Source organism: Pseudomonas sp. GR 6-02 (assembly GCF_001655615.1).
GTDB lineage: Bacteria > Pseudomonadota > Gammaproteobacteria > Pseudomonadales > Pseudomonadaceae > Aquipseudomonas.
In genome coordinates this window covers 2,571,815-2,593,806 of the sequence record NZ_CP011567.1, presented here as the reverse complement: position 1 = coordinate 2,593,806, position 21,992 = coordinate 2,571,815, and the positions used below count along the sequence as shown (strand labels likewise).

At 59.4% G+C, this 21,992-nt stretch carries 16 protein-coding genes and 1 pseudogene; 14 read left to right on the top strand and 3 right to left on the bottom strand.

The annotated features are described in order from the left end of the window. The first annotated feature begins 156 nt into the window (after positions 1-156). The gene (locus PGR6_RS11580; protein WP_064617165.1) at positions 157-1,539 is read left to right on the top strand and encodes an LLM class flavin-dependent oxidoreductase; all 1,383 of its coding nucleotides are present in this window, start codon (positions 157-159) and stop codon (positions 1,537-1,539) included. A gap of 366 nt (positions 1,540-1,905) precedes the next feature. Continuing rightward, a complete protein-coding gene (locus PGR6_RS11575; protein ID WP_019649122.1) occupies positions 1,906-2,880 on the top strand; it encodes an aliphatic sulfonate ABC transporter substrate-binding protein in 975 nt (324 codons plus the stop codon). Positions 2,881-3,045: 165 nt separating this feature from the next. On the opposite strand, the gene PGR6_RS11570 is transcribed toward PGR6_RS11575, so the two are convergent. Beyond that, positions 3,046-6,066, bottom strand: coding sequence for an EAL domain-containing protein (locus PGR6_RS11570; RefSeq protein ID WP_064617163.1), 3,021 nt, complete (start codon positions 6,064-6,066; stop codon positions 3,046-3,048). Continuing rightward, entirely contained in the window at positions 6,054-7,073 is a 1,020-nt protein-coding gene (locus tag PGR6_RS11565) for a substrate-binding domain-containing protein (RefSeq protein ID WP_018927759.1), read from the bottom strand. Before PGR6_RS11565 ends, PGR6_RS11570 begins: the two co-directional genes overlap by 13 nt. Positions 7,074-7,730: 657 nt before the next feature. On the opposite strand from PGR6_RS11565, the gene PGR6_RS11560 reads away from it, so the two are divergent. The 8 genes and pseudogenes from PGR6_RS11560 to PGR6_RS11525 all read left to right on the top strand — a co-directional run bounded on the left by PGR6_RS11560 (position 7,731) and on the right by PGR6_RS11525 (position 16,383). Continuing rightward, the gene (locus PGR6_RS11560) at positions 7,731-9,932 is read left to right on the top strand and encodes a type VI secretion system Vgr family protein (RefSeq protein ID WP_064617161.1); all 2,202 of its coding nucleotides are present in this window, start codon (positions 7,731-7,733) and stop codon (positions 9,930-9,932) included. An 11-nt stretch (positions 9,933-9,943) separates the two neighbouring features. Next, positions 9,944-10,390, top strand: coding sequence for a DUF6484 domain-containing protein (locus PGR6_RS11555; RefSeq protein ID WP_028940907.1), 447 nt, complete (start codon positions 9,944-9,946; stop codon positions 10,388-10,390). 15 nt (positions 10,391-10,405) lie between these two features. Next, complete coding sequence (locus PGR6_RS11550; protein ID WP_064617159.1) at positions 10,406-11,518, top strand: DUF2169 family type VI secretion system accessory protein; 1,113 nt, start codon at positions 10,406-10,408, stop codon at positions 11,516-11,518. After that, on the top strand, positions 11,515-12,555 hold the full coding sequence (locus PGR6_RS11545) for a hypothetical protein (RefSeq protein ID WP_111454579.1): 1,041 nt from the start codon (positions 11,515-11,517) through the stop codon (positions 12,553-12,555). The genes PGR6_RS11550 and PGR6_RS11545 overlap by 4 nt, the downstream gene beginning before the upstream one ends. Next, positions 12,555-13,709, top strand: a complete 1,155-nt coding sequence (locus PGR6_RS11540; protein ID WP_064617157.1) for a PAAR-like domain-containing protein — start codon at positions 12,555-12,557, stop codon at positions 13,707-13,709. The genes PGR6_RS11545 and PGR6_RS11540 overlap by 1 nt, the downstream gene beginning before the upstream one ends. 18 nt (positions 13,710-13,727) lie before the next feature. Next, entirely contained in the window at positions 13,728-14,657 is a 930-nt protein-coding gene (locus PGR6_RS11535; RefSeq protein WP_064617155.1) for a hypothetical protein, read from the top strand. Positions 14,658-14,894: 237 nt separating this feature from the next. Further along, positions 14,895-15,041: pseudogene (locus PGR6_RS11530) on the top strand (IS5/IS1182 family transposase); the annotation flags it as partial. Between the two features lie 79 nt (positions 15,042-15,120). Further along, complete coding sequence (locus tag PGR6_RS11525; protein WP_156523287.1) at positions 15,121-16,383, top strand: TIGR02270 family protein; 1,263 nt, start codon at positions 15,121-15,123, stop codon at positions 16,381-16,383. Positions 16,384-16,522: 139 nt separating this feature from the next. On the opposite strand, the gene PGR6_RS11520 is transcribed toward PGR6_RS11525, so the two are convergent. Further along, positions 16,523-17,455, bottom strand: coding sequence for a helix-turn-helix transcriptional regulator (locus tag PGR6_RS11520; RefSeq protein ID WP_064617151.1), 933 nt, complete (start codon positions 17,453-17,455; stop codon positions 16,523-16,525). Between the two features lie 584 nt (positions 17,456-18,039). Here PGR6_RS11520 and PGR6_RS11515 point away from each other — a divergent pair. From PGR6_RS11515 to PGR6_RS11500, 4 genes are all read left to right on the top strand, one after another. Beyond that, positions 18,040-19,389 (top strand): MFS transporter, encoded by a 1,350-nt coding sequence (locus PGR6_RS11515; protein ID WP_064617149.1) that lies wholly within the window; start codon positions 18,040-18,042, stop codon positions 19,387-19,389. A 98-nt stretch (positions 19,390-19,487) separates the two neighbouring features. Beyond that, a complete protein-coding gene (locus tag PGR6_RS11510) occupies positions 19,488-20,180 on the top strand; it encodes a fumarylacetoacetate hydrolase family protein (protein ID WP_064617147.1) in 693 nt (230 codons plus the stop codon). A gap of 43 nt (positions 20,181-20,223) precedes the next feature. Further along, positions 20,224-20,982: an SDR family oxidoreductase gene (locus PGR6_RS11505; protein ID WP_064617145.1), complete on the top strand. Its 759-nt coding sequence runs from the start codon at positions 20,224-20,226 to the stop codon at positions 20,980-20,982. A gap of 33 nt (positions 20,983-21,015) precedes the next feature. Further along, entirely contained in the window at positions 21,016-21,972 is a 957-nt protein-coding gene (locus PGR6_RS11500) for a 2-hydroxyacid dehydrogenase (RefSeq protein ID WP_064617143.1), read from the top strand. Positions 21,973-21,992: the final 20 nt, after the last annotated feature.

Sequence of the window (21,992 nt, the reverse complement as noted above, 5' to 3'; positions counted from 1 at the left end):
AGCCCGGTAAGGATGGCGCCTGAGGCTTAGGTTCCATATAGCCTGACACAAGGCTCTTATTCCATTAAAGAAGTACATATTGTTTTTATAGTGCGTTTCAATCTATGCGCTGGAGTTGATACAGAAACGTCCCTTTAAATTTGTTCAGGAGCCATGATGGCTGATCCAAAACCTCTGTTGTTTGCACTCTACGAACAAGCCAGTGTGGGATGTGGAGGTGCGCCGAGCCTCTGGACGCATCCGGCTGACGAGCGTCTGGCAATCAACTCGTTGGGCTACTGGTCGAACCTGGCGCGCATCGCCGATCAAGCCAACCTCGACATGCTGTTCTTCGGCGACGTGCTGGGTTTCTACGACGTCTTTGGCGGCAATGCCAATGCCGCGATGAAGTGGGCCGTGGAAGCACCGGCCAACGACCCGCTGATGATCATTCCCGCCCTGGCCGCGGTCACCGAAAACCTTGCGTTCGGCGTCACGGTCACCACCAGCTATGAACACCCCTTCACCCACGCTCGGCGCTTCAGCACCCTGGACCACCTCACCAACGGCCGGGTGGGCTGGAACATCGTGACCTCTTACCTGTCCAGCGCCGCGCGTAACTTCGGCCTTGAACAGATGATCAAACACGATGACCGCTACGAACGCGCCGAAGAATTTCTCGATGTGGTGTACAAGCTGTGGGAAGGCAGTTGGGCCGACGATGCGGTGGTCGCGGACAAAGCTCATCAGCTGTATGCCCTGGGTGATCGGGTACGGCCGATTAACCACGTCGGCGAGCACTATCGAGTCGCCGGGCCGCACCTCACTTCACCGTCGCCGCAGCGCACACCGCTACTGATCCAGGCCGGCTGGTCGGGTCGCGGTCGCGAGTTCGCCGCCAAGCACGCTGAACTGATCTTCATTGCCAAATCCAACCCTCAGGAAATCCGTCAGGGCCTGGAGGACATATGGGCCAAGGCCCAGGCGCTCGGTCGCCAGCGTGAGGATGTGAAGTCCCTGACTGTATTGCGCATCGTCACCGCCAAAACCGAAATTGAAGCCCAGCGCAAATATGAGGCGTTGCAAAGCAACTACCACCTTCAGGCGCAACTGGTCAGTTATGCAGGCGACACAGGTATCGATATCAGTCGCTATGCCGACAGCGATGCATTGTCGACCCACACCGAAGGGCTGACGTCCTATGTCATGCGCCCCGATGGCAGTGGTAAGCCGTTGACCGCCGGGGATGTGAAGCAACGTTTTGCCAAGGTCACCCGCGGCAGCGACCTGATCCTGGTGGGCACTCCACAACAGGTAGCCGACCGGATCGAAGAACACGCGCGCATTTCCGGCACCAGCGGCTACATGATCAATCCGTTGATCAGCCCTGGCACACTCGAAGATTTCGTGGAGTTGATCATTCCCGAATTACAGAAGCGCGGTCTCTACAGAACCCAGCCGCAAAGCGGTACCTTCAGGTCCAGGTTAAGGGAAGATGGCAGCAGCTATTTACCCGACTCGGCTTATGGCGCTTCATTCCGCTTCGGCAAGGCGCTATAGCCCGAAGGCGACTGCTCAAGCGTCATCAAGCAGTCGCCGAACGTTCGAGGAAAACGTCGCGGCGCAGCGGTGGTTCTTTCAAGGGACACTTTCAATTCCGTTCCCGGCAACTCTTCGATCACTTGTGATTGCGCCAGCAACTTCTCACCGAGCAACTCCATCAGCACAGTGGCTATTCGCACTGGATGCGCAGGGCATTAAGGTGCGCCTCCTGCCACAACAACAAAGGAATAAATAATAATTTATTCCTAAATTGAATATTTGAAATCACTAAGCTAATTCCCAAAAAATATTTATAAAATTTTTTTTATAACCATATTCTTCATGGCAGATAGCCCTTCTCTCTTGCTGAATGCCGAGTGCGCCATGCCACAGTCCACAAAAAATGCTGAAGCGAAATTCCGTCGTCCGGTGCTGGCCGTTCTGGTGGTTGCCCTGACCTTGTCATTTACCCTGCCGGCTCAGGCCCGGGAAACGCTGCGAATCGGTTACCAGAAGTCATCGACTCTGATCACCCTGTTGAAAACCCAAGGCACGCTGGAAAAAACCCTCGCGCAGAAGAACATCGATGTGAGCTGGCATGAGTTTTCAAGTGGTTTGCCACTGCTGGAAGCTCTGAATGTCGGCAATGTCGATATCAGCGCTGACGTGGCGGACACCGTGCCGATTTTTGCTCAGGCCGCGCAGGCCAAGTTGACCTACTTTGCGCAAGAAGCGCCCTCGCCTTCCGCCCAGGCGATCGTCGTGCGCGAGGACTCGCCCCTCAAGCAACTGGCAGATTTGAAAGGCAAGAAAGTCGCGGTCACCAAGGCGGCCGGCTCCCACTATTTGCTAATCGCTGCTCTGAAAAAAGCAGGCCTGGGTTTTTCGGACATCCAACCGGCCTACCTGTCACCCGCCGATGGCCGAGCAGCCTTCGAGAACAACAAGGTCGATGCCTGGGTCACGTGGGAACCCTTCCTCACCAGCGCGCAACGTCAACTGCCGACGCGCACCTTGGCCGACGGCACAGGCCTGGCCAGTTATAAACGCTACTACCTGGCCAGCACGAGTTACGCCAAGGCGCATCCCGAAGTCCTCAAGCTGGTTTACGAACAACTGCACAAGACAGGTGACTGGGTAAAAACCAACCCACGTGACACGGCACAAATACTCAGCCCGTTGTGGGGCAACCTCGATGTGGCAACAGTCGAATCGGCCAACACCCATCGCAGCTACCAGGTACAGCCTGTGAATGGTGACCAGTTGGGTGAGCAGCAGAAAATCGCCGATGCCTTTTTTGCCGCAGGTTTATTGCCCAAGGGGGTAGATGCCAGAGACGTCGATATCTGGAAACCGTAAGGCAGTCTTCGATTACGAGCTGACGCTCACACCCTGTTCGATCTCACAATGTCTTCCGGTCGTCCCGTAATCTGCCTGTGCAGCCTTTGAATGGGGTGGGGCTCGTTGTCTTCGTAGTGCGAGGACTACTTCTGACACTGCAGCGTTTTACCGTACGCCAAGTCATTAACGCCCGGGCATTGGACTGCGTGGACGTTTTACATCGCGTTTTCGCCTTACCGTGTCAGGGCTGGTAATGCGGCTCGGTTGAGGTAATCGGGGCGTGCGCAGTAACAGACTGATTTCCTCTGCGCTGACCGCTCTGCTGAAAAAGTGGCCCTGAATTTCATCGCAGCCGTTTTCACGCAGGAAGGTTTGCTGCTCTTCGGTTTCGACACCTTCGGCTATGACCTTGAGGTTCAGTTGGTGCCCCAACGAAATCACTGCGGTAGCGATGGCTTTGTCGTTCTCGTTGTCGGGCAGATCGTGCACGAAAGACTGGTCGATCTTGAGTCTTGCGATGGGGAAGCTTTTCAATGCCGCGAGGCTGGAGTAGCCGGTGCCGAAGTCGTCGATCGACAGACTGATCCCCATTGATTGCAGTTCCTTCATTTTGCTGATGGCTTGCTGAAGGTCTTGCATGATCAGACTTTCGGTCAGCTCCAGCTCAAGGTACATCGGGTCCAGTCCGGTCTCTTGCAAGGCATGCCTCACCCGGTCGATCAGGTCCCTTTCGATGAACTGGCGTGCTGAAATATTCACCGACATGGTGATCGGCGGCCAGCCCGCATCCTGCCAGTCCTTGTTCTGTCTACACGCGGTATGAATCACCCAATCGCCTATGGGCACGATCAACCCGGTCTCTTCGGCCTGCGGAATGAATTTGACTGGAGACACCATGCCGAGCTCGGGGTGCTGCCAGCGGATCAGTGCTTCAACGCCGATAATCTGACCTGTCTGCAAATCCACCTGTGGCTGGTACAGCAGCAGGAACTCGTCATGGTTGAGTGCGTTTCGTAGCCCGTCTTGCATGGCGAGCTTGCCCTGATCCTTGTTATTCATCTCGCTCGTATAGAACTGGTAACTGTTGCGACCCAGTTCCTTGGCCCGGTACATGGCGGCGTCCGCATTGCTGAGCAACGTGTCGGTATCGCTGCCGTCGGCTGGGTAGGTGGCCAACCCCATGCTGCAGGTGACGTGGAGTGTATGCCCGCTGAGCTGAATCGGCCGCAGGATGGCTTCCTGGATCTTGTGCAGGGCTGGAGTAACGCCGTCGAGGTCTGAGGGCTGGTCGAACAGGATGATCACAAACTCGTCGCCACCCAGTCGCACGACGGTGTCGGTGCGGCGCACGCACTCCTGCATGCGCTGGGCGACGGTTTTCAGCAGTACGTCTCCAGCGCTGTGCCCAAGGCTGTCATTCACCAGTTTGAATTTGTCCAGATCGAGAAACACCACCGTCACCAGCCGGCTGTAGCGCTGGGCATACAGTATTGCCTGCTTGAGACGGTCTTCGAGCAGGGTGCGATTCGGCAGCCCGGTCAGTGCGTCATGGTCGCCCATATAGCGAATGCGCTTTTCGGTCAGTTGGCGTTCTATCGCAATACCGGCAAGAGGTGTCGCCATGTCGATCAGTCGCGTCTCGGTCGAGCTAGGGCTGCGGACGGTGTTGGAATACAAGGCAAACGTACCCAATACCTTTCGCTCATGGGACAGAATCGGCGTCGACCAGCAGGCGCGAAATCCATAGGGCGCAGCGGCTGATCGGTACTCCTCCCACAGCGGGTCCAGCTCGATATCCGTGACGATGACCGGTTCTCGTCGATACACCGCGGTGCCGCAAGAGCCGACGTTTGGACCGATCGCAATCCCGTCAATGAGCTGGTTATAGGCTTTCGGCAAACTGGGGGCAGCCCCGTGCAGCAGGTGTTTGCCATCCTCATCCAGCACCAGGATGGACACCATCATCCCCTCCAGTTGGGACTCGACCAGGTGAGCCAGACTCTCGAGGACTTCTGCAAGCTCGGTGCTCCTGGCGATCAGCTCCAGGACATGACCTTGTCCGGCACGGATGATGGCTTCTTGCTCTAATCGGTTGTTTTGCAGGGCGAGCCGCTCTGTGGCGATACTCAATTGGACCGTCTTTTTTTCCAGCTGAAGACGGTCTTTGAGGAATTGATTCACCGCGCGAGCCATGTTGCCGATCTCGTCTTTCCCATGTTCCACCATCATCAAATGCGTTTTGTCAGTGCGTTCCTGACGCAATTGCCGGCTTATTTCATTCAGGCGCACAAGCACATGACGGCCCATGAAGACCCGGGTCACGAACCAGGCGAACACCAGGCTGGCGCCCAACATGATCAGCACCCATTGCTGGCTACGATTTGAGGCCTCGACCAGGCGCTGCACGGCTTCGCGATAGTCTTCGGTGTAAGCACTGGATTGCGCACGGGCCACCGCGACCAGAACCCCGGCCTCATTCTTCAACTCCTCATTGAAGCGCTGGATGACGTTGTGCTGATTGATGAGTCTCAGGCGCAGGGAGAAGAGATCGGGCGTTTCCCCATCAGCGTCGGGTAACTTGCCAGCGGCGCGTGACAGGCGCTCATATCGGATCCGCAGCCGTTGCACGGCATCACTGTCATTAGCCTGCGGCAGATCGAAAAGTAACACCGCCAGTTCCAGGCTGGACCGGGACTTGGTCGCGGTTAACCGGGCAGCGTGATCCTCCAGGGCTTGCTCGAAGGTGACCTCGGTCTGCAACAGGCTTTCTCGCAGTTGCGCAACGATGTTGGCGGTATTGCGGAACATCTGACTCGACTGATGCATGTCGAGTATCGCCTCGCCACTGTTCGCGGCAGTCAGCTCCTGCACCAGTTGATCAAGGGCTTCAAGCTGTTCGACGGTCGCCGCATAGCTTGAACGCAGGGCGTCGGGGGAACGGGTTGTCAGAAGCTGATCGGTCTGGCGTTCGATCAGCAAGGTCCGCTGCACCATGTCTTGCCCATTTTGCATGCGCACCAGTCGTTCATCCGTCAGCTGGCGGGTGGCGCTGTTTGACGTGCGCAACGCGTAGACCGCTGTGGCACCACCCGCCAGGATCAGCAGCGCCAGCGTCAGGAACGCCAGTGTGAACTGTGCGCGCAACGACTGCGGCAATAGCCGGCGTCCGAGCCGGGAAATAACGTCCAATGTCAGGGATTCCATTGGTGGCGATAAATGTCTCGATAACCATTGTCAGGGTCGTACTGGAATTTCTTCCCGCCGTCGAAAGCAATATTGTCGGCATTGACCAAGTGAATCGGTGCTACGAAGCCGCTCACCGGCTGCCCTGCAAACAACCGGTTCAATTCATCCATCACTTGCCAGCCATGCAGGTTGAGTGGCTCGGCCACGGTGACGGTCTGGTAGGTTTTTGCCTGTATGCGCAAGAAAGCCGAGGCGCTGCCATCACCGGCAGATAACAGACTGATGCCGTCACTGGGCATTGCGGCGTTGGTCAATGAGGCAATCGAGTAGTCGAAATAGATATCGTTGATGGCCAGCGTGTGGGTCCAGCGCTTGCCATAGCGCTGAAGCAGCTCCTTGGTGAGCGCCGGCATCTTCTCGCCACTTTCGGAGATCGCCACATCGCGCACTTCCAGCAACGTACATTCTCGACAGGCCCGAATGACGTTTTCCATGGCCTTGGCTTTCGCCATGGCGATGCTGTACTTGGAGTCGGTCAGGATGACCACGCCGGCGTGTCCGTTTGACTGTGCCACTGCCGCCATGGCCGTGAGGCGAGCCACTTCGAGCGGGTCGGTCGTGACGTTCATGGCCACCGGCGTGCCGTCAATCGGCCCGGGGCGTGCCCCGGCGTGCCAGCCAACCACCGGCACATCCCTGTTGGCGAAGAGGATCAGCGCCGCATTGTTCTCAAGGGCATCGGAACCGCACAGAATGAGGCCGTCGGGTTTCTCTGCCAGCGCATCGGAGAAAGCCTTTGCGCGCCCGGCCGATGATCCAGCGCCATCGAATATCTTCAGCGTCCAGCCCATCGCCTTGGCTGCCTCGCGAGCGCCCTGCGCGACACCGACGATGCCTCCGTTACGCAAATCCTCTGCGACAAGGGCGATGCTCTTGCCCCGCTGGGCTTTCGGGCCGGACTCAGGGCCGCTCCAGCGAACGGCTTCAAGGGTGGCCCTGGAAACGATTTCCTGCGCTTGAATCACCGTTACCGTGGCGTTTTCGACACCTGCCGCGGTTGGCAGGTTCTGGCCGTATCCGGGCGTTGCCGTGAAAAGACAGAAAACCGTAATTGAAGCCATCCGGAGTAGCCAGGGCCTGAGTAACCAGGGCCCGATCAGACAGGTTCGATCACCGTATGTAATGCCGGGTGTGGAGCCGATGGCGCGATCATAGTCTGGCATGGCGTCCCTTTTTGCCAAGAGTGCAGCGTTCACTATCCGAAAGGATAGTCGGTTCTGCTGTCATCAGGTCTTCGGTGGTTAAAAGTGCGCGAACTTTAGTTTTACAGTACTCATCCTTTACGCAACTTTGAAAGATGCTCTTCATAAGCACGATTGAATTCGCGCCTGAATAAATTGCGCGGGTACTCACTTTTTAGAATAAAGCCTATAACCAAAGATACTAAATAATGACCTCCAATCACCGATCTTGAAACGCCTCAGTGTTCACCCCACTGGTCGGAGAGTTTCTTGACAAGAATTGAACAGCGCTAACACTTCCTTGAATTGTAAGGATTAGAGATAACGCCAAAGAGGCGTTGGGCAAAAGGTTAATCCGCTGGAAACGGATTCAGTCGTACGTTGCGTTATGTATTCGAGACGGCCGACTGACGCCCAAACACGAGGCAGAGGAAGCCGTGCATGGCAATCACGCAAAACAACCGTTTGGTGCAGGTCAACTGCCCCCTCGGCGGCGATGTCCTGCTGCTGCGGAGCATGGAAGGCAACGAAGAATTGGGGCGGTTGTTCCACTACGAATTGAACCTCACCTCCGAAGACCGGGCGATCACGTTCGACCATTTGCTGGGCAGCCCAATGGGCCTGACCCTGGAGCTGCACGACGGCGGCAAACGCTACTTCCACGGCATTGCCTGCAGCTGTCGACAACTGACCGGCCATGGCCAGTTCGCCGGCTACCACGTCAGCCTGCGGCCCTGGTTCTGGCTGCTCACGCGCACCTCGGATTGCCGGATTTTCCAGAACAATACGGTGCCGGACATCATCAAGCAGGTGTTCCGCGACCTCGGTTTTTCCGATTTCGAAGACAGCCTGAGCGGCAGCTACCGCCAGTGGGAATATTGCGTGCAGTACCGCGAAACCAGCTTCGATTTCGTCAGCCGCTTGATGGAACAGGAAGGGATCTATTACTACTTCCGCCATGAGCAAGCGCGTCATGTACTGGTGTTGGCCGACGCCTATGGCGCCCACTCCACGGTGGCAGATTACGACTCAGTGCCGTTCTACCCGCCCGATCGGCAAATGCGCGAGCGCGATCATTTCTACGATTGGCAACTGACGCGGGAAGTCCAACCCGGTTCGCTGGAGCTCAACGATTACGACTTCCAGCGCCCCCGCGCCAACCTTGAGGTGCGCTCCAGTGTGTCGCGCAGCCACAGCAACGGCGACTACCCGCTCTACGACTACCCCGGTGAATACGCACAGAGCAACGACGGCGAGCACTATGCGCGTACCCGCATCGAAGCCATCCACAGCCAGTTCGAGCGCGTACAACTGCGCGGCCGTGCCCGCGGACTGGGCTCCGGCCACCTGTTCTCGCTGACCGGCTATGAGCGCGAAGACCAGAACCGCGAATACCTGGTGGTCAGCGCGCGCTACCACATCCACCAGGAGCCCTATGAAAGTGGCACCCAGGATCTCTCCGAGCAGTTCGTGGGCGAACTCGCTTGCATGGATGCCAGCCAGGTTTTCCACCCCCTCCCCCTGACCCCCATGCCGATTGTCCGAGGGCCACAGACCGCGGTGGTGGTCGGCCCCAATGGCGAGGAGATTTGGACCGACCAGTATGGCCGGGTCAAAGTGCACTTCTACTGGGATCGCCACGACCAATCCAACGAGAACAGCTCCTGCTGGATGCGCGTCTCCCAGGCCTGGGCCGGCAAGAACTGGGGGGCGATGCAGATCCCGCGAATCGGTCAGGAAGTGATTGTCAGTTTTCTCGAAGGCGACCCGGATCGGCCGATCATCACCGGCCGCGTCTACAACGCCGAACAGACCGTGCCCTACACGCTGCCGGCCAATGCCACCCAGAGCGGCGTGAAGAGCCGTTCAAGCAAGGGCGGCTCACCGGCCAACTTCAATGAAATCCGCATGGAGGACAAAAAGGGTGCGGAGCAACTGTTTATCCACGCCGAGAAGAACCAGGACATCGAGGTCGAGAACGACGAGACCCACTGGGTCGGCCACGACCGCAGCAAGAGCATCGACAACGACGAAACCGTGCACGTCAAACACGACCGCACCGAAACCGTCGATAACAACGAGACCATCACCATTGGCGTCAACCGTACGGAACGCGTCGGCAGCAACGAGACCATCAACATTGGCAGCAACCGCACGATCAGCGTCGGCGCCAACGAAACCGCGACCGTGCCCCTGCAGCGCACCCATGCGGTAGGTATCAACGAGACGATCGCCATCGGCGCAGCGCAGGAAGTTGTCATCGGTGCCTTTCAAACGGTGAATGTCGGGGCCTACCAAAACGTCAATGTGGGCCTCTACCAGTCGACCAATGTGGGCGCCAACCGCTCGGTGGACGTGGGTGCCAATCTTTCAACCACGGTAAAGGCAAACGAATCGCGCAAGGTCGGTGCAGGACGCACGACCGATATCGACAACAACGATGCGCTGACGGTGGGCAAGGACCTTGTCATCGATGCCGGTGACTCGGTGACCATCACCACCGGCAAAGCCAGCATCGTCATGAAGAAGGACGGCACCATCAGCATCCGCGGCAAGGACATCACCATAGACGGCTCTGGCGCGATCAACATCAAGGCCAACAAGAACGTGGTGATCAAGGGACGCAAGATCCTGCAAAACTAGGAGTCACGCGTATGACGGTTCAATACCCACTACCCACCCAGGCCCGCATCGATGGCGTGGTCATCGGCGTCCTGCTCGACCTGCCGCAAGCCAGTGCGCCCCTGGTGACCTACCCCGGTTGCCCCGAGGAACAGAGCATCGCAGCCCGCAGCACCACCCTGCTCGCCCCTGCAGACATCGGCACCCAGGTGGCGCTGATGTTCGAAGATGGCGACCCTTTCCGCCCGCTAGTGATCGGCCGCCTGCTTGGCCAGACCGCGGCACCCGCACCGGTTGCCTGCGTGCAACTGGACGACCAGCGCCTGGAATTGAGTGCCGAACGCGAGATCGTGCTGCGTTGCGGCAAGGCCAGTATCACCCTGACCCGAGCGGGCAAAGTGATTATCCAGGGCGCCTACCTGTCCAGCCGCTCCAGCGGGGTCAACCGCATCAAGGGTGGTTCGGTGCAGATCAACTAGACAGGTATTCGGCCCATGGAACTGCTCAACGCCAGCAAACTGCTTGCTGCCTATACCCAGGGCATGGAGCCCGATGGCCGCGAATCCCTGGTGGTGGTGGCCAAAGGCACTTTCAATCTGCCGCTGGACGGCCGCGCGGCGACCCTCGCCGACAGCCAGCAACCGCTGCTGATGGCCGATACCTTCCTCGGCGAGCCTGGTCTCAGCGCCCCGCTGCAGGAAATGGACTTCGCCCCGATCAAGCCATTCTGCGATGTGCTGGTGCGAGGCAAGGCCTATGCCCCAGGCGGGCGGCCCGTGAGGCAACTGGCTGCGGGCATTCGCGTCGGTCAGATGAGCAAAGCCTTTTCCGTCCTCGGCCCCCGGCAGTGGCAACCGGGGCTATTGGGCGTTTCTCCCGGCTTGCCGCAGCCCTTCACCGAGCAGCACATCTCTTATGCCCAGGCCTTTGGCGGCAGTCATCCGATGGCCAAAGACTCCGAAATGCGTCACTGCTACCTGGACAATCCGACCGGTTGTGGCTGGTTCCCACGCCATATGGGTAGTGCTGATATCGGTGGCATGCCGATGCCGAACACCGAGGAATTGGGCAAGGCGATCGACAGTCCCTCTGGCGACTACCGTCCGATGGCCCTCGGCCCCATCGGCCGTAGCTGGCCGCAACGCGCCCGCTTCGCCGGTACTTACGACGAGGCCTGGTTGGCCGACTGCTTTCCGTTTCTGCCGGGTGATTTCGACCGCCGCTACTTTCAGGCGGCCCCTGACGATCAGCAGATCCAGTATCTGCGAGGCGGCGAGGACGTGCTGCTGCTCAACCTCACGCCCCAGGAGCGCGCGGGCTTTCGCATCCCCGAAATCGACGTGCCGGTGACCTTCTTCCTGAAAAAAGGCGGTCATGAGACTGTGCAGGCGGTGATCGATACCCTGCTGATCGACACCGACGCGCTCCAGGTGCAACTGACCTGGCGTGTCGCCCGTCCGCTACGGCGCAACATGTTCGAGATCGCTCAGGTGCTGGTCGGCACGATGTCCACGGGCTGGTGGCGCGCCCGTGAACTGGGCAAGGATTACTACCCGTCGCTCTCCTCCCTGGTAAAAGGCAAGCACGCACCCGAGGAGGCGAACTGATGACCGCGCTTTGCATCATCGGCTCCGGCATGGTCAGCGCTGTCGGCCTCAGCGCACCCGCGAGCTGCGCGGCGATCCGCTGCGCCATCGACAATTTCCAGGAAACCCGCTTTATCGACCAAGGCGGCGAATGGCTGATTGCCGCCAGCGTGCCTTTGGAACAGCCCTGGCGCGGCCGCACCAAGCTGATCAAGATGGCCGCCCGCGCCATCGCCGAGGCGCTGCAAAGCACCCCCAACGTCGACCCGGAAAAGACCCCGCTGCTGCTGGGGGTGGCGGAAGTCGAGCGCCCCGGCCGCCTCGATGGTCTCGATAAGGGGCTGCTGCACGCCATCGAAGCTGAACTGGGCCTGCGCTTTCATCCCGGTTCCAACGTCATTGCCCGTGGTCGGGTCAGCGCTGCCGTGGCCCTGCTGAATGCACGCACGCTGATCTACCAGGGCGGCCATCGCCATGTGCTGATTGCCGGCGTCGACTCCTTCCTCAGCGGACCGACCCTGGCCGCTTTCGAAGCACGCGAACGCCTGCTCACCAGCCAGAACTCCAACGGATTTATCCCCGGCGAAGGCGCCGCCGCCGTGGTGCTGGCCGCCCCCGTTGCCAGCAAAGAGCCGCAATTGGCCTGCATCGGCCTGGGGTTCGGTATGGAGAAGGCCACGGTGGAGGCCGAAGACATTCCCTTGCGCGCCGATGGCCTGACTCAAGCCGTACGCGCCGCCCTGAGCGAAGTCGGCTGTGGGTTGGAGCAAATGGATTATCGGCTCACCGACATCTCCGGCGAGCAGTACTACTTCAAGGAAGCGTCCTTGGCCCTGAGCCGCACCCTGCGCGTGCGCAAGGAGTTCTTCCACCTCTGGCACCCCGCCGACTGCATCGGCGAAGTCGGCGCCGCCATCGGCCCGGCGATGCTCGCCGTGGCCCTGGCCGCCAGCCGCAAGGGCTATGGCGAAGGCCCGAATATCTTCTGCCACTTGGGCAACGACGCCGGCGAACGCGCCGCCGCGATGCTCAGTTACCAGACTGTGAGGGCTGCGTGATGGCGAATGAGGTCTTTGCCAACAATATGGAGATCTCCTGCAAGGCGGCGGATGGCAAGTCGGTGGCCTGCTTTCCGGATGTCTGCTTCACCCCGCCCCAGGCTCCGCCCACCCCGCCCGGGGTGCCGATCCCCTACCCCAATACCGGCATGGCCAAGGACACGACCAAGGGAAGTCGGACGGTGAAGATCAGTGGTAAGGAAGTGATGCTCAAGAACAAGAGTTACTTCAAGACCAGCTATGGAGATGAAGCAGGCTGTGCGCCGAAGAAGGGTGTGATCACCGGTAAGATCAAAGGCAAGGTGTACTTCACCTCCTGGTCGATGGATGTGAAGTTCGAGGGGGAGAATGTGGTTCGGCATATGGATATGACGACCCATAACCACGCTTCCGATCCGGGTAATACTGTACCTTGGACATACTTGGACCGCATGGCGCTCGGCATGAAGACGGGCCAGTGCAACAACGAGATCGACGCTGCAAAGAAGGCCTGCGGGGACGATCTGAACCGGAAGGCGACCTGCCCGCCTGAGGGCCAGCAGGTGGCCGATGAGCGCAAGAAATTTGACAGGGAGCGCAGGGGTGGGGCGAACAAACAGACGCTGGATAATATCCGTAAAGACATTAGGCAATTAGAAAGGCGGCTGGGCGGCGCCTCGCAGAGACCCTGCCAGCGGGCAATGCGTTGCTTTCTCACCCCCTACGACAGCGGCCATTGCTGTCCCGGCCAGACGCCCGACCACCTCATCGAAGTGAAATGCATCGTCGAGGCCGGAGCGGACCGTCAGAGTGGTGGAAAAAGACCGGGCTGGGACAATTACGACTCCAACAAGGCACCCTGTCTGTGCGCCGAAGGCGAAGCGGCCACGGTTAGCACTCACGGGGTGCTCTCGGCAAGACGCAAGGTGGCGATGAAGGCCCGTGGATCTAGCGAGATGAGCCTAGATGAAGCCGCAACCATAGGTGCGAAATCAGCCTCCACCACTTTCAAGGGCTGCTCGGAAGCATGCCTCAAGGCACAACTCATGGACTACCATCAGGAGGCGCGGACCGACCCGAACGCGACCTTACGCCCTTCCTCTTACGGGATGGGGAAAACAGGCAGGGCGAAGAAAGGCGTGCTGGCGCGGTCCACCGCGTTAATGAACGGTTAGATAGGGAGATCGCCCCCCATGCCATTACAGATTCCAAGACAGATTCCTGGCATGACGCTTGTCGATGCACGGCTCGTCGCGCCCGGCAGTGGCGCCTTGATCGTCTCCGTCGATGAGCTGTTTCAACAGGACGAACCCAATGCAGTGCTCAGCTGGCTGGAGGCCGGCAAGCTAACCTCCATTCCTGTCGAGTGGAACGCCTGTTCGGTCGATATCCGCCAGATCCGTCCCTATCCACAAGCCATCTATCTGGGAGAGGCTGGGCAGCTCGTTCGGTTCGACGGCCAGAGCTTCCATGAGCTTCCGTCCATCGAGGGGGTGGAGCCGCAGGGCCCGCTACGCTCAATCAGGACTATAGGCGCGGATTTTACACTGGTGGTGGGTACGGTCCTACAGGTGTACTGCAGCCGCGACTGGACCCTCTGGGAAGCGGAAACGATTCCCTTACTACCAGGCGAACAAGCCTTGGATCTGGCCGTGGAAGCGGTGGCGGCCTTTTCCAGCGATGAGCTGTATGCCGTCGGCTGGCAAGGATTGCTCTGCCGACGAACAGCAGCCGGCTGGGAACGCCTGGACGCCCCGACCAACCTGGACCTTTTCGATCTAGTCTGCGCCGAGGATGGCTCGGTATATGCTGTGGGCGACGAGGGCGTCATTCTCAAGGGACGCGGTGATGTCTGGACCCTGATCGAGCAGGACGAAACGTGCGAGAAGCTGTGGGGTGTCGCCTCTTTCGCCGGGCGCGTGTTCGTATCCGATATGCGTCGGCTCTATGAAATCGTCGGCAATGAACTGATTCCCCTCGCGCCACCCGATGATGAGGTATTCCCCTCCTCCACTTACCGCCTGAGAACCACTGAAGAGGGGCTCTGGTCGGTCGGAGGCAAGGAATTGTTCGAGTTCGACGGCCAGCGCTGGAAACCACTGCTGAGCTTCTTCGACCAGTGAAGGAGACTTAGGGGGGAGGGACTCCCACGGTAGGCGCTCGGCAATTTTCCGCTCCTCTTCCTAAACACCTAGTGGAAATTGGAAAGGTCGTTGAAACCTAGCAACAAGGTGGTTTCAGGCAGTGGCAGTTGCCGAGGTGCACGAGAGAGTCGCTTCGCTTTGCTTTTCCGCCTGTGTTAGACCTGAAGAGATCACGTTTCTGGTGAAATACGCCGACTCCGCTATCCCAGTTTAGCCATGAAGCAGATGACCTTCGTCGGTGCTGAGTGCGCCGCCAAGCGCAAGCAGACCCGCAAGGAGTTGTTCCTGATCGAGCCGCACTACTCGACAGGTGAAGGCGGTCATCCGGGTTATCCGCTGATGGCAATGTTGCACATGCATCTTGGGCGCAGGTTATATATCCAGATAACATTTAAACGCTTTCAATTTTAAAATACGCCACTCCATAACTGAGAAGTCCCTATTGAAAATAGTCTCCTTGGTGATCGATCAACACGCCGACGAAGCCGGTTTTCTCGTTGATCTTCGTGACCATGCCGTGTGTGCCCCGCACTACAGCCTGAACGACCTGCACACCCTTGAACGGCGTATCGAGGCCCATCTCGATGGCCTAAGGGTCGCCGGTTCAGCCGGTCTGGAGACTCTGCTGCAGTTCCGGCCGAATACCCGCGCAGAAGTCTTTGCCGCCGTCGTGCTAGCCTTCGAGTCCGGCAATAGCGTCGCACTCTACAAGCTCAGTGTACATCTGCACGAATACCCCGAAGCCGAGCGCTTTTTCTCGGCCGCACTCGGTTGGCTGGAGTGGGAACTGATCTCGCCCTGGATCGACCGCATGCTCGCCTCCCCTGACCCCCTGTTCCGCCGTCTCGGCCTGGCCGCCTGCGGTATGCACCGCCACGATCCCGGCCCCGCCCTGCTTACCGGACTTTCCGATGCCGACCCAAGCGTGCTGGCACGTGCCGCCCGCACTGCCGGCGAGCTGCGTCGTCGTGACCTGATGTCGACAATTCATGCCCACCGTCTACACCCGGATCCAGCCACGCGCTTCTGGGCCAACTGGGCCACCGCACAGATGGGCGATGAGCACGCCCAGGAACCGCTGCGCCAGTTCGCCGAGCAACCGGGCGAGTTCCAGTACCGAGCGCTCTGCGTATTGCTGGCCTGGCAAAAGCGTGAAAACAGCATCGCCTGGATACGCCAATTGATAGAGCACCCTGAGCAGCAGCGCATCGGCATCCAGGCCATCGGGCTGCTGGGCGATCCGTTCAGTGTGCCCTGGTTGATCCAGCAGATGAGCGACCTGTCTCATGCCCGCGTCGCCGGCGAAGCCTTCAGTCTGATCACTGGCGCTGACCTGGCGCTGCTCGACCTGGAATTGCAGGACATGCCGGATTTCGATGCCGGCCCGAACGACGATCCTGAGGACGCTAATGTCGCCATGGACCCCGATGAAAACCTGCCCTGGCCCGACCCGCAGTTGATCGCCGCCTGGTGGCGGGCCCATGGAGGCGATTTCCAGGCGGGCATGGGCTATGTGCTGGGGCTACAGCAGAGTGAGAACAGTTACCGGCGCGTCCTTGTCCAGGGCCAGCAACGCCAGCGTATTGCGGCCGCCTTCGGCGTTGCTCGCTGGCGACCGAACGAAGTGCTGTTCCCGACCAGCGCACCCGCCTGGCGGCAAAAGATGTTGTTGGGGGAGCCGGCGCCGCCCGTTCGGCGCCTCTGAGGTTTTGCCAAAATAGAATGCAGCCCCTAAGCCACGCAGTATGGCTTGATCAGCACGGAGCCAGCGTTTGGCATGCAGGGTTCTTCATGACTACGGAGACTGGCTGCGCCCCCTGCACTGCAACGTGAGCGATGAACAATCACGTGTTGGACGGTGATTGCGGCGTATCAGGATTGAGTTGCTGACGCCTGAATTGCCCTGGAGGCTGGCCGTGGATCTGGCGGAAGCGTCGCGAAAAATAAGCCTCGTCAGCGAAACCGCACAACCTTGCCACCTCCCCCACTGGTCGTGTCCCATTGAGCAAATAATTGCGTGCCGCGTGCATCCTGCGCTCGAGCACCAGCTCAGTGAAGGTCTTGCCGATTTCCTTGCGCAACCAGTGCGTCAGGTATGTCGGTGACAGGTAAGTCGCAGCAGCCACCTTGATCAGGTTGAGGTCGGGATCGGCAATGTTCTTGCGCAAGTATTCGGACATCCTGCTCAGCGCATCGCGTCGGCTGACTTCGGCGGCATTCTCCTCGGCCAACCGTTTGAGCGGCTCGGCATACAAGGCACAAACGCTCCCCACCAGTTGCAGCAACAACCCCTTGAGCATCTCGCGAGTGCCGAACTGACGGTTTTCATCGAGCACGCGCATCTGTTCGATCAGGGCACAGACTTTGCTGAAATCTTCATCGGACAGAATGAAATCCAGATGCTCCTGAAAGTGGAACGGCGACAACTCGGGTGCCAGCAGAATCGAGACTTCCTCCAGGTCCATCGGGTCGCACTGCAAATGCGGCAACAGGAAGGTCTGGGAAAAGTTGATCACCATGAAATTGCTGTCGGCCGGATGCGGAATCACGTGCACGCGATGCGGCAGGATGAAGGCCAGCGTGTTGCGCGGAAACGGCCGCTCGACGTTGCCGATGTGCTGCACGGTATCGCCACCGAGGTTGACCTGGATCTGGAAATACTCATGGCGATGCGGGCTGGTTTCGGCGCGCCGGCCCTTTTTGTCGCGGATGTAAAAGTCCGTCAATTCGCTGCGTTGCTGCATGACGTAAGTGGGTACTCGACTCGGTGACGACATCGCCTGAGGATCCTCGACAGGTACATGGACAGGTTGTCGTCGCGCCGCGACGCAGGCGGCGACCGCAGTGATTGTGAAGGCAGACACCGCTGGCTTCAACATGTCATAGGATGACAACGAAACACAGAGAATTAATTGTATCCGTGTGTGATGTGTCGCCTGTCCAAAAAACTACGAGCGCACAAAAATATTTAATCCTTTAAAAACATCAATTTATGAAGTGAATAACGCATACCGAAGGAAATGAGCCGATTTGATTTCTCTTGGACACCTGCATTAATCGCCTTTTACAGGAGAAAAAACGATCTAACGCCTCCGTTGATTTTGAGAGGTTGTACGACCACTGTAACAACCAATGCAGCCCGACCCTTCCAAAAACAATCAAAAGGTGCGCTCGTGATGAACCTGCTTTTTTCCCTCGCCAACCCTCCCCCGACCGAGCCAGTCCGAAGGCGTATCTGAGCGCCTGACAGTAGCTGTCCGCGCCCTCATTCAAGTAGCGATTGCCCTGCCCCGGCACTGGGGGCATCGGCTTCGGCTGCGCGCGAACATCTCGATTCTCCTAACAATAAAAAGGTCTACCCATGTCGAATTCGCAAACCTCCCCGTCCACCGCGCCGTCGGTGAGCGCCGGCGCCCGGGACGCCCTGTTGCCTCAGCGACTACCGACGCGGCGGCGCTGGTTCATGCTGTCATTGCTGCTGATTGCGACCATCATCAACTACATCGACCGCGTAAATATCTCGATTGCCGCACCGTTCATGGCCAAGGACCTGGGCCTGGACAAGATCGAAATGGGCCTGATTTTTTCCGCGTTTGCCTGGACCTACGCACTCGCTCTGGTCCCCGCCGGGTTCATCGCCGATCGCTTCGGTTCCCGGTTCACCTACGGGGTGTCGCTGATCAGTTGGTCGACGGTCACCGTGTGCCAAGGCTTTGCCACTGGGTTCGCTTCGCTGTTCGGGCTGCGCCTGGCTGTCGGCGCCATGGAAGCTCCAGCGTTTCCGGCCAACAGCCGAGCGGTCACGGTGTGGTTCCCGGCCCGCGAACGGGGCCTGGCCAGCAGCATTTACGTGTGCGGCCAGTATCTGGGCACGGCATTGTTTACCGGCATGCTGTTATGGCTGGCCACGACCTATGACTGGCGCCATGTTTTCTACAGCACCGGGATACTCGGCATTGTGTTTGGTGTGATCTGGCTCTACGTGTACCGCGATCCGCTGAGCTGCAAGAACGTCAGCCAGGAAGAACTGAAGTACATCGAAGCCGGCGGTGGACTGGTCAAGAGCAGTCAGGAGCGCACCCGGTTCAACTGGCGGCAGATCGCCGAGCTGTTCAGCTATCGGCAGATCTGGGCGATTTGCATCGGCAAGTTCGCCAGCACCTCGGCGTTGTACTTCTTCCTGACCTGGTTCCCGACGTACCTGATCGAAGAACGCAAGCTGACCATGATCAAGGCCGGGGTCTTCGCCGTGCTGCCGTTCGTAGGTGCAACGGTCGGCATTCTGCTGGCAGGCATCGTCTCCGACTTGCTGATCCGTCGTGGTTACTCAACGTCCTTCGCTCGCAAGTTGCCATTGGTGGTCGGCTCGATGCTGGGGATGTCGATTGTGCTGGTGAATTTCACCGACTCGAACGTGATCTGCATTGCCGTTCTGACCATGGCCTTCTTCGCCCAGGGAATTGCCTCCTCGTCGTGGGCGGCGGTGTCGGAAGTCGCGCCGAAGGAGTTGATCGGATTGACCGGGGGGGTCACCAGCCTGGCCGCCAACATCGGCGGGATCGTCACCCCGATCGTGATTGGCGGCATCGTCCACGCGACAGGCTCGTTTGCCTATGCCTTCTGGTTCATTGGCGGCGTGGCGCTGATGGGGACCTTGTCCTATTCGTTGCTGCTCGGTCGCTTGTATCGCATCGAACTCAAGGCGCGCTGAGCCAAGAAACCGTTTTTCTCCAACACGAGGCGGCTTTCGTCCAACTTTGCAAAAGATTGCCGCCGTACGCTGACGCTTCAAACAGGACGACTACAAAAATGACGATGACCGAGTACGTGTTTACCCCGGACCTGCCCGTGACCTTGCCAGTCGTGGGCAGCCAGCAACGCTTTCCCGTTGGCCGAGTATTTTGCGTCGGCCGCAACTACCCTTGGCCAGACACCCAAGGCCAGTCCCGCCAGCCGCCGGTGTTCTTCATGAAACCGGCGAGCAACGTGGTGGATGCGACGGGCGAAGTGACTTTCCCGCCATTGACCGAAGAGTTTGTCCACGAAATCGAATTGGTCGTGGCCATCGGCGAAGGCGGCGCCAATATTCCGGAGAGCCAGGCGCTGGCCTATGTCTGGGGCTATGCCGTCGGCCTTGACCTGACCCGCCGTGATGTCCAGCGTGCGGCCAAAAGCAATGGCTTGCCGTGGGAAGGTGCCAAGGTGTTTGACGGCGCCGCGCCGATGACCGCCATCGTGCCGGTGACTCGCGCCGGACACCCGGACGGTGATTTGTGGCTGAACGTCAACGGCGAAGAGCGCCAACGCGACAGCCTCGACAGCCAGATCTGGTCGGTCAGTGAAATCATCAGCCGCATCTCGCAATCGGTAGCGCTCCGGGCCGGTGACTTGATCATGACCGGCAGCCCGGCGGGCGTCGATGCGCTGCAACCGGGCGACATCATCAATGCCGGGATCGACGGCATCGGCCAACTGGAAATGCGCGTCGGTCAGCGACCTTGAACCCGACGTACGCTCTCGTGAATTGAAAAAAGGAGATAACAACATGTCCAGTCCTTTGAAAGTGGCCCTGGTCACCGGCGCCGGCAGCGGAATCGGCCGCGCCGTGGCGCTGGCTCTGATGGCAGACGGATTCACCCTGGTGTTGGCCGGTCGCCGAGCGGAGCCTTTGCAGGCCTTGGTCGAATTGGCGCTCAGCGAAGGACACGAAGCGTTGGCGGTGCCCACTGATGTGCGCGACCCGGTCAGTGTCGATGCGCTGTTTGCCACCATCAACGAGGTATACGGACGCCTCGACGTGGTGTTCAACAACGCCGGGGTCAACGCCCCTGCAGTGCCGCTCGATGAGCTGACGTTCGAGCAGTGGCGAAACGTGATCGACACCAACCTCAACGGCGTTTTCCTCTGCGCCCGTGGTGCCTTCGCACTGATGCGCCGGCAACAGCCACAGGGCGGACGCATCATCAATAACGGTTCGATCTCGGCGCATACCCCACGCCCCTTCAGCAGCGCCTACACCGCCAGCAAACATGCGGTGCTGGGGCTGACCAAATCCCTGGCCCTGGACGGGCGCGAATTCAACATCGCCTGCAGCCAGATCGACATCGGCAACGCCTTGACCGAAATGTCGGTGCGCATGACCAAAGGCGTGCGCCAGGCCAACGGCACCATCGCCGTGGAGCCGATGGTGGACGTCAAACATGTGGCCGATGCCGTGCGCTACATCGCCGGCCTGCCGCTGGAAGCGAACGTCCTGAACATGACCGTCATGGCCACTGCCATGCCGTTTGCCGGTCGCGGTTGAACCGGTCTTTTTATTCCGCTACGCGAGGTTTACATGAAGCCAGAAGTCTTGCAGCTCAGCCCGATCCTGATCCCTGAAATCAACGCGCGGCTCGATGAGCTGTTTACCGTCAGACGTTACTTCCAGCAGGCCGACAAGCAGGCGTATTTGCAGGAACACGGCGCGAACATTCGCGGGGTGATCACCGGCGGGCATACCGGGATCAGCCAGGCGCTGATGGCGCAACTACCGAAACTGGAAGTGGTGGCGGTCAACGGCGTGGGTACCGATGCGGTGGATCTGGCTTACGCCCGGGATCGCGGAATCCGCGTAACAGCAACCATCGGAGCGCTGACCGAAGACGTCGCCGACTTGGCCATCGGATTGTTGATTGCCGTGTGCCGGGGTCTGTGCACCAGTGATCGTTACGTGCGTTCGGGGCAATGGCCCCATAGCCCGACGCCGTTGGCTCCGTTGCCGTTGGCACGTCAGGTATCGGGCATGCGCATCGGCATCGTCGGCATGGGCCGGGTCGGCCGTGCCGTGGCGACCCGGGCCGCGGCGTTCGGCTGCCCGATCAGTTACACCGATCTGCAGCCGATGAGCGATGTGAACCACACGTTCATCGCCGATCTGAAGCAGCTGGCCAGCAACAGTGATGCACTGATTCTCGCGGCCGCTGCCGACAAGGCTGAAGCCATCATCAATGCCGAGGTGCTGCACGCACTGGGCAAGGACGGGTATCTGATCAACGTGGCGCGCGGCAAGCTGGTCAACGAGGTCGATCTGGTGACGGCACTGGCCGCTGGAGAGATAGCGGGTGCGGCGCTGGATGTGTTTGTCGATGAACCGAACGTGCCCGAAGCACTGTTTGGTAACGAGAACGTGGTGCTGCAGCCCCATCGCGCGAGTGCGACGCTGCAGACTCGCACGCGAATGGGAGAGATGGTGGTGGCGAGCCTGGTGGACAGTTTCGCCGGGAGAATACCGCAGGGGTCTGTGACTGACTGAACGTTGGCCGCCGAGGAGAC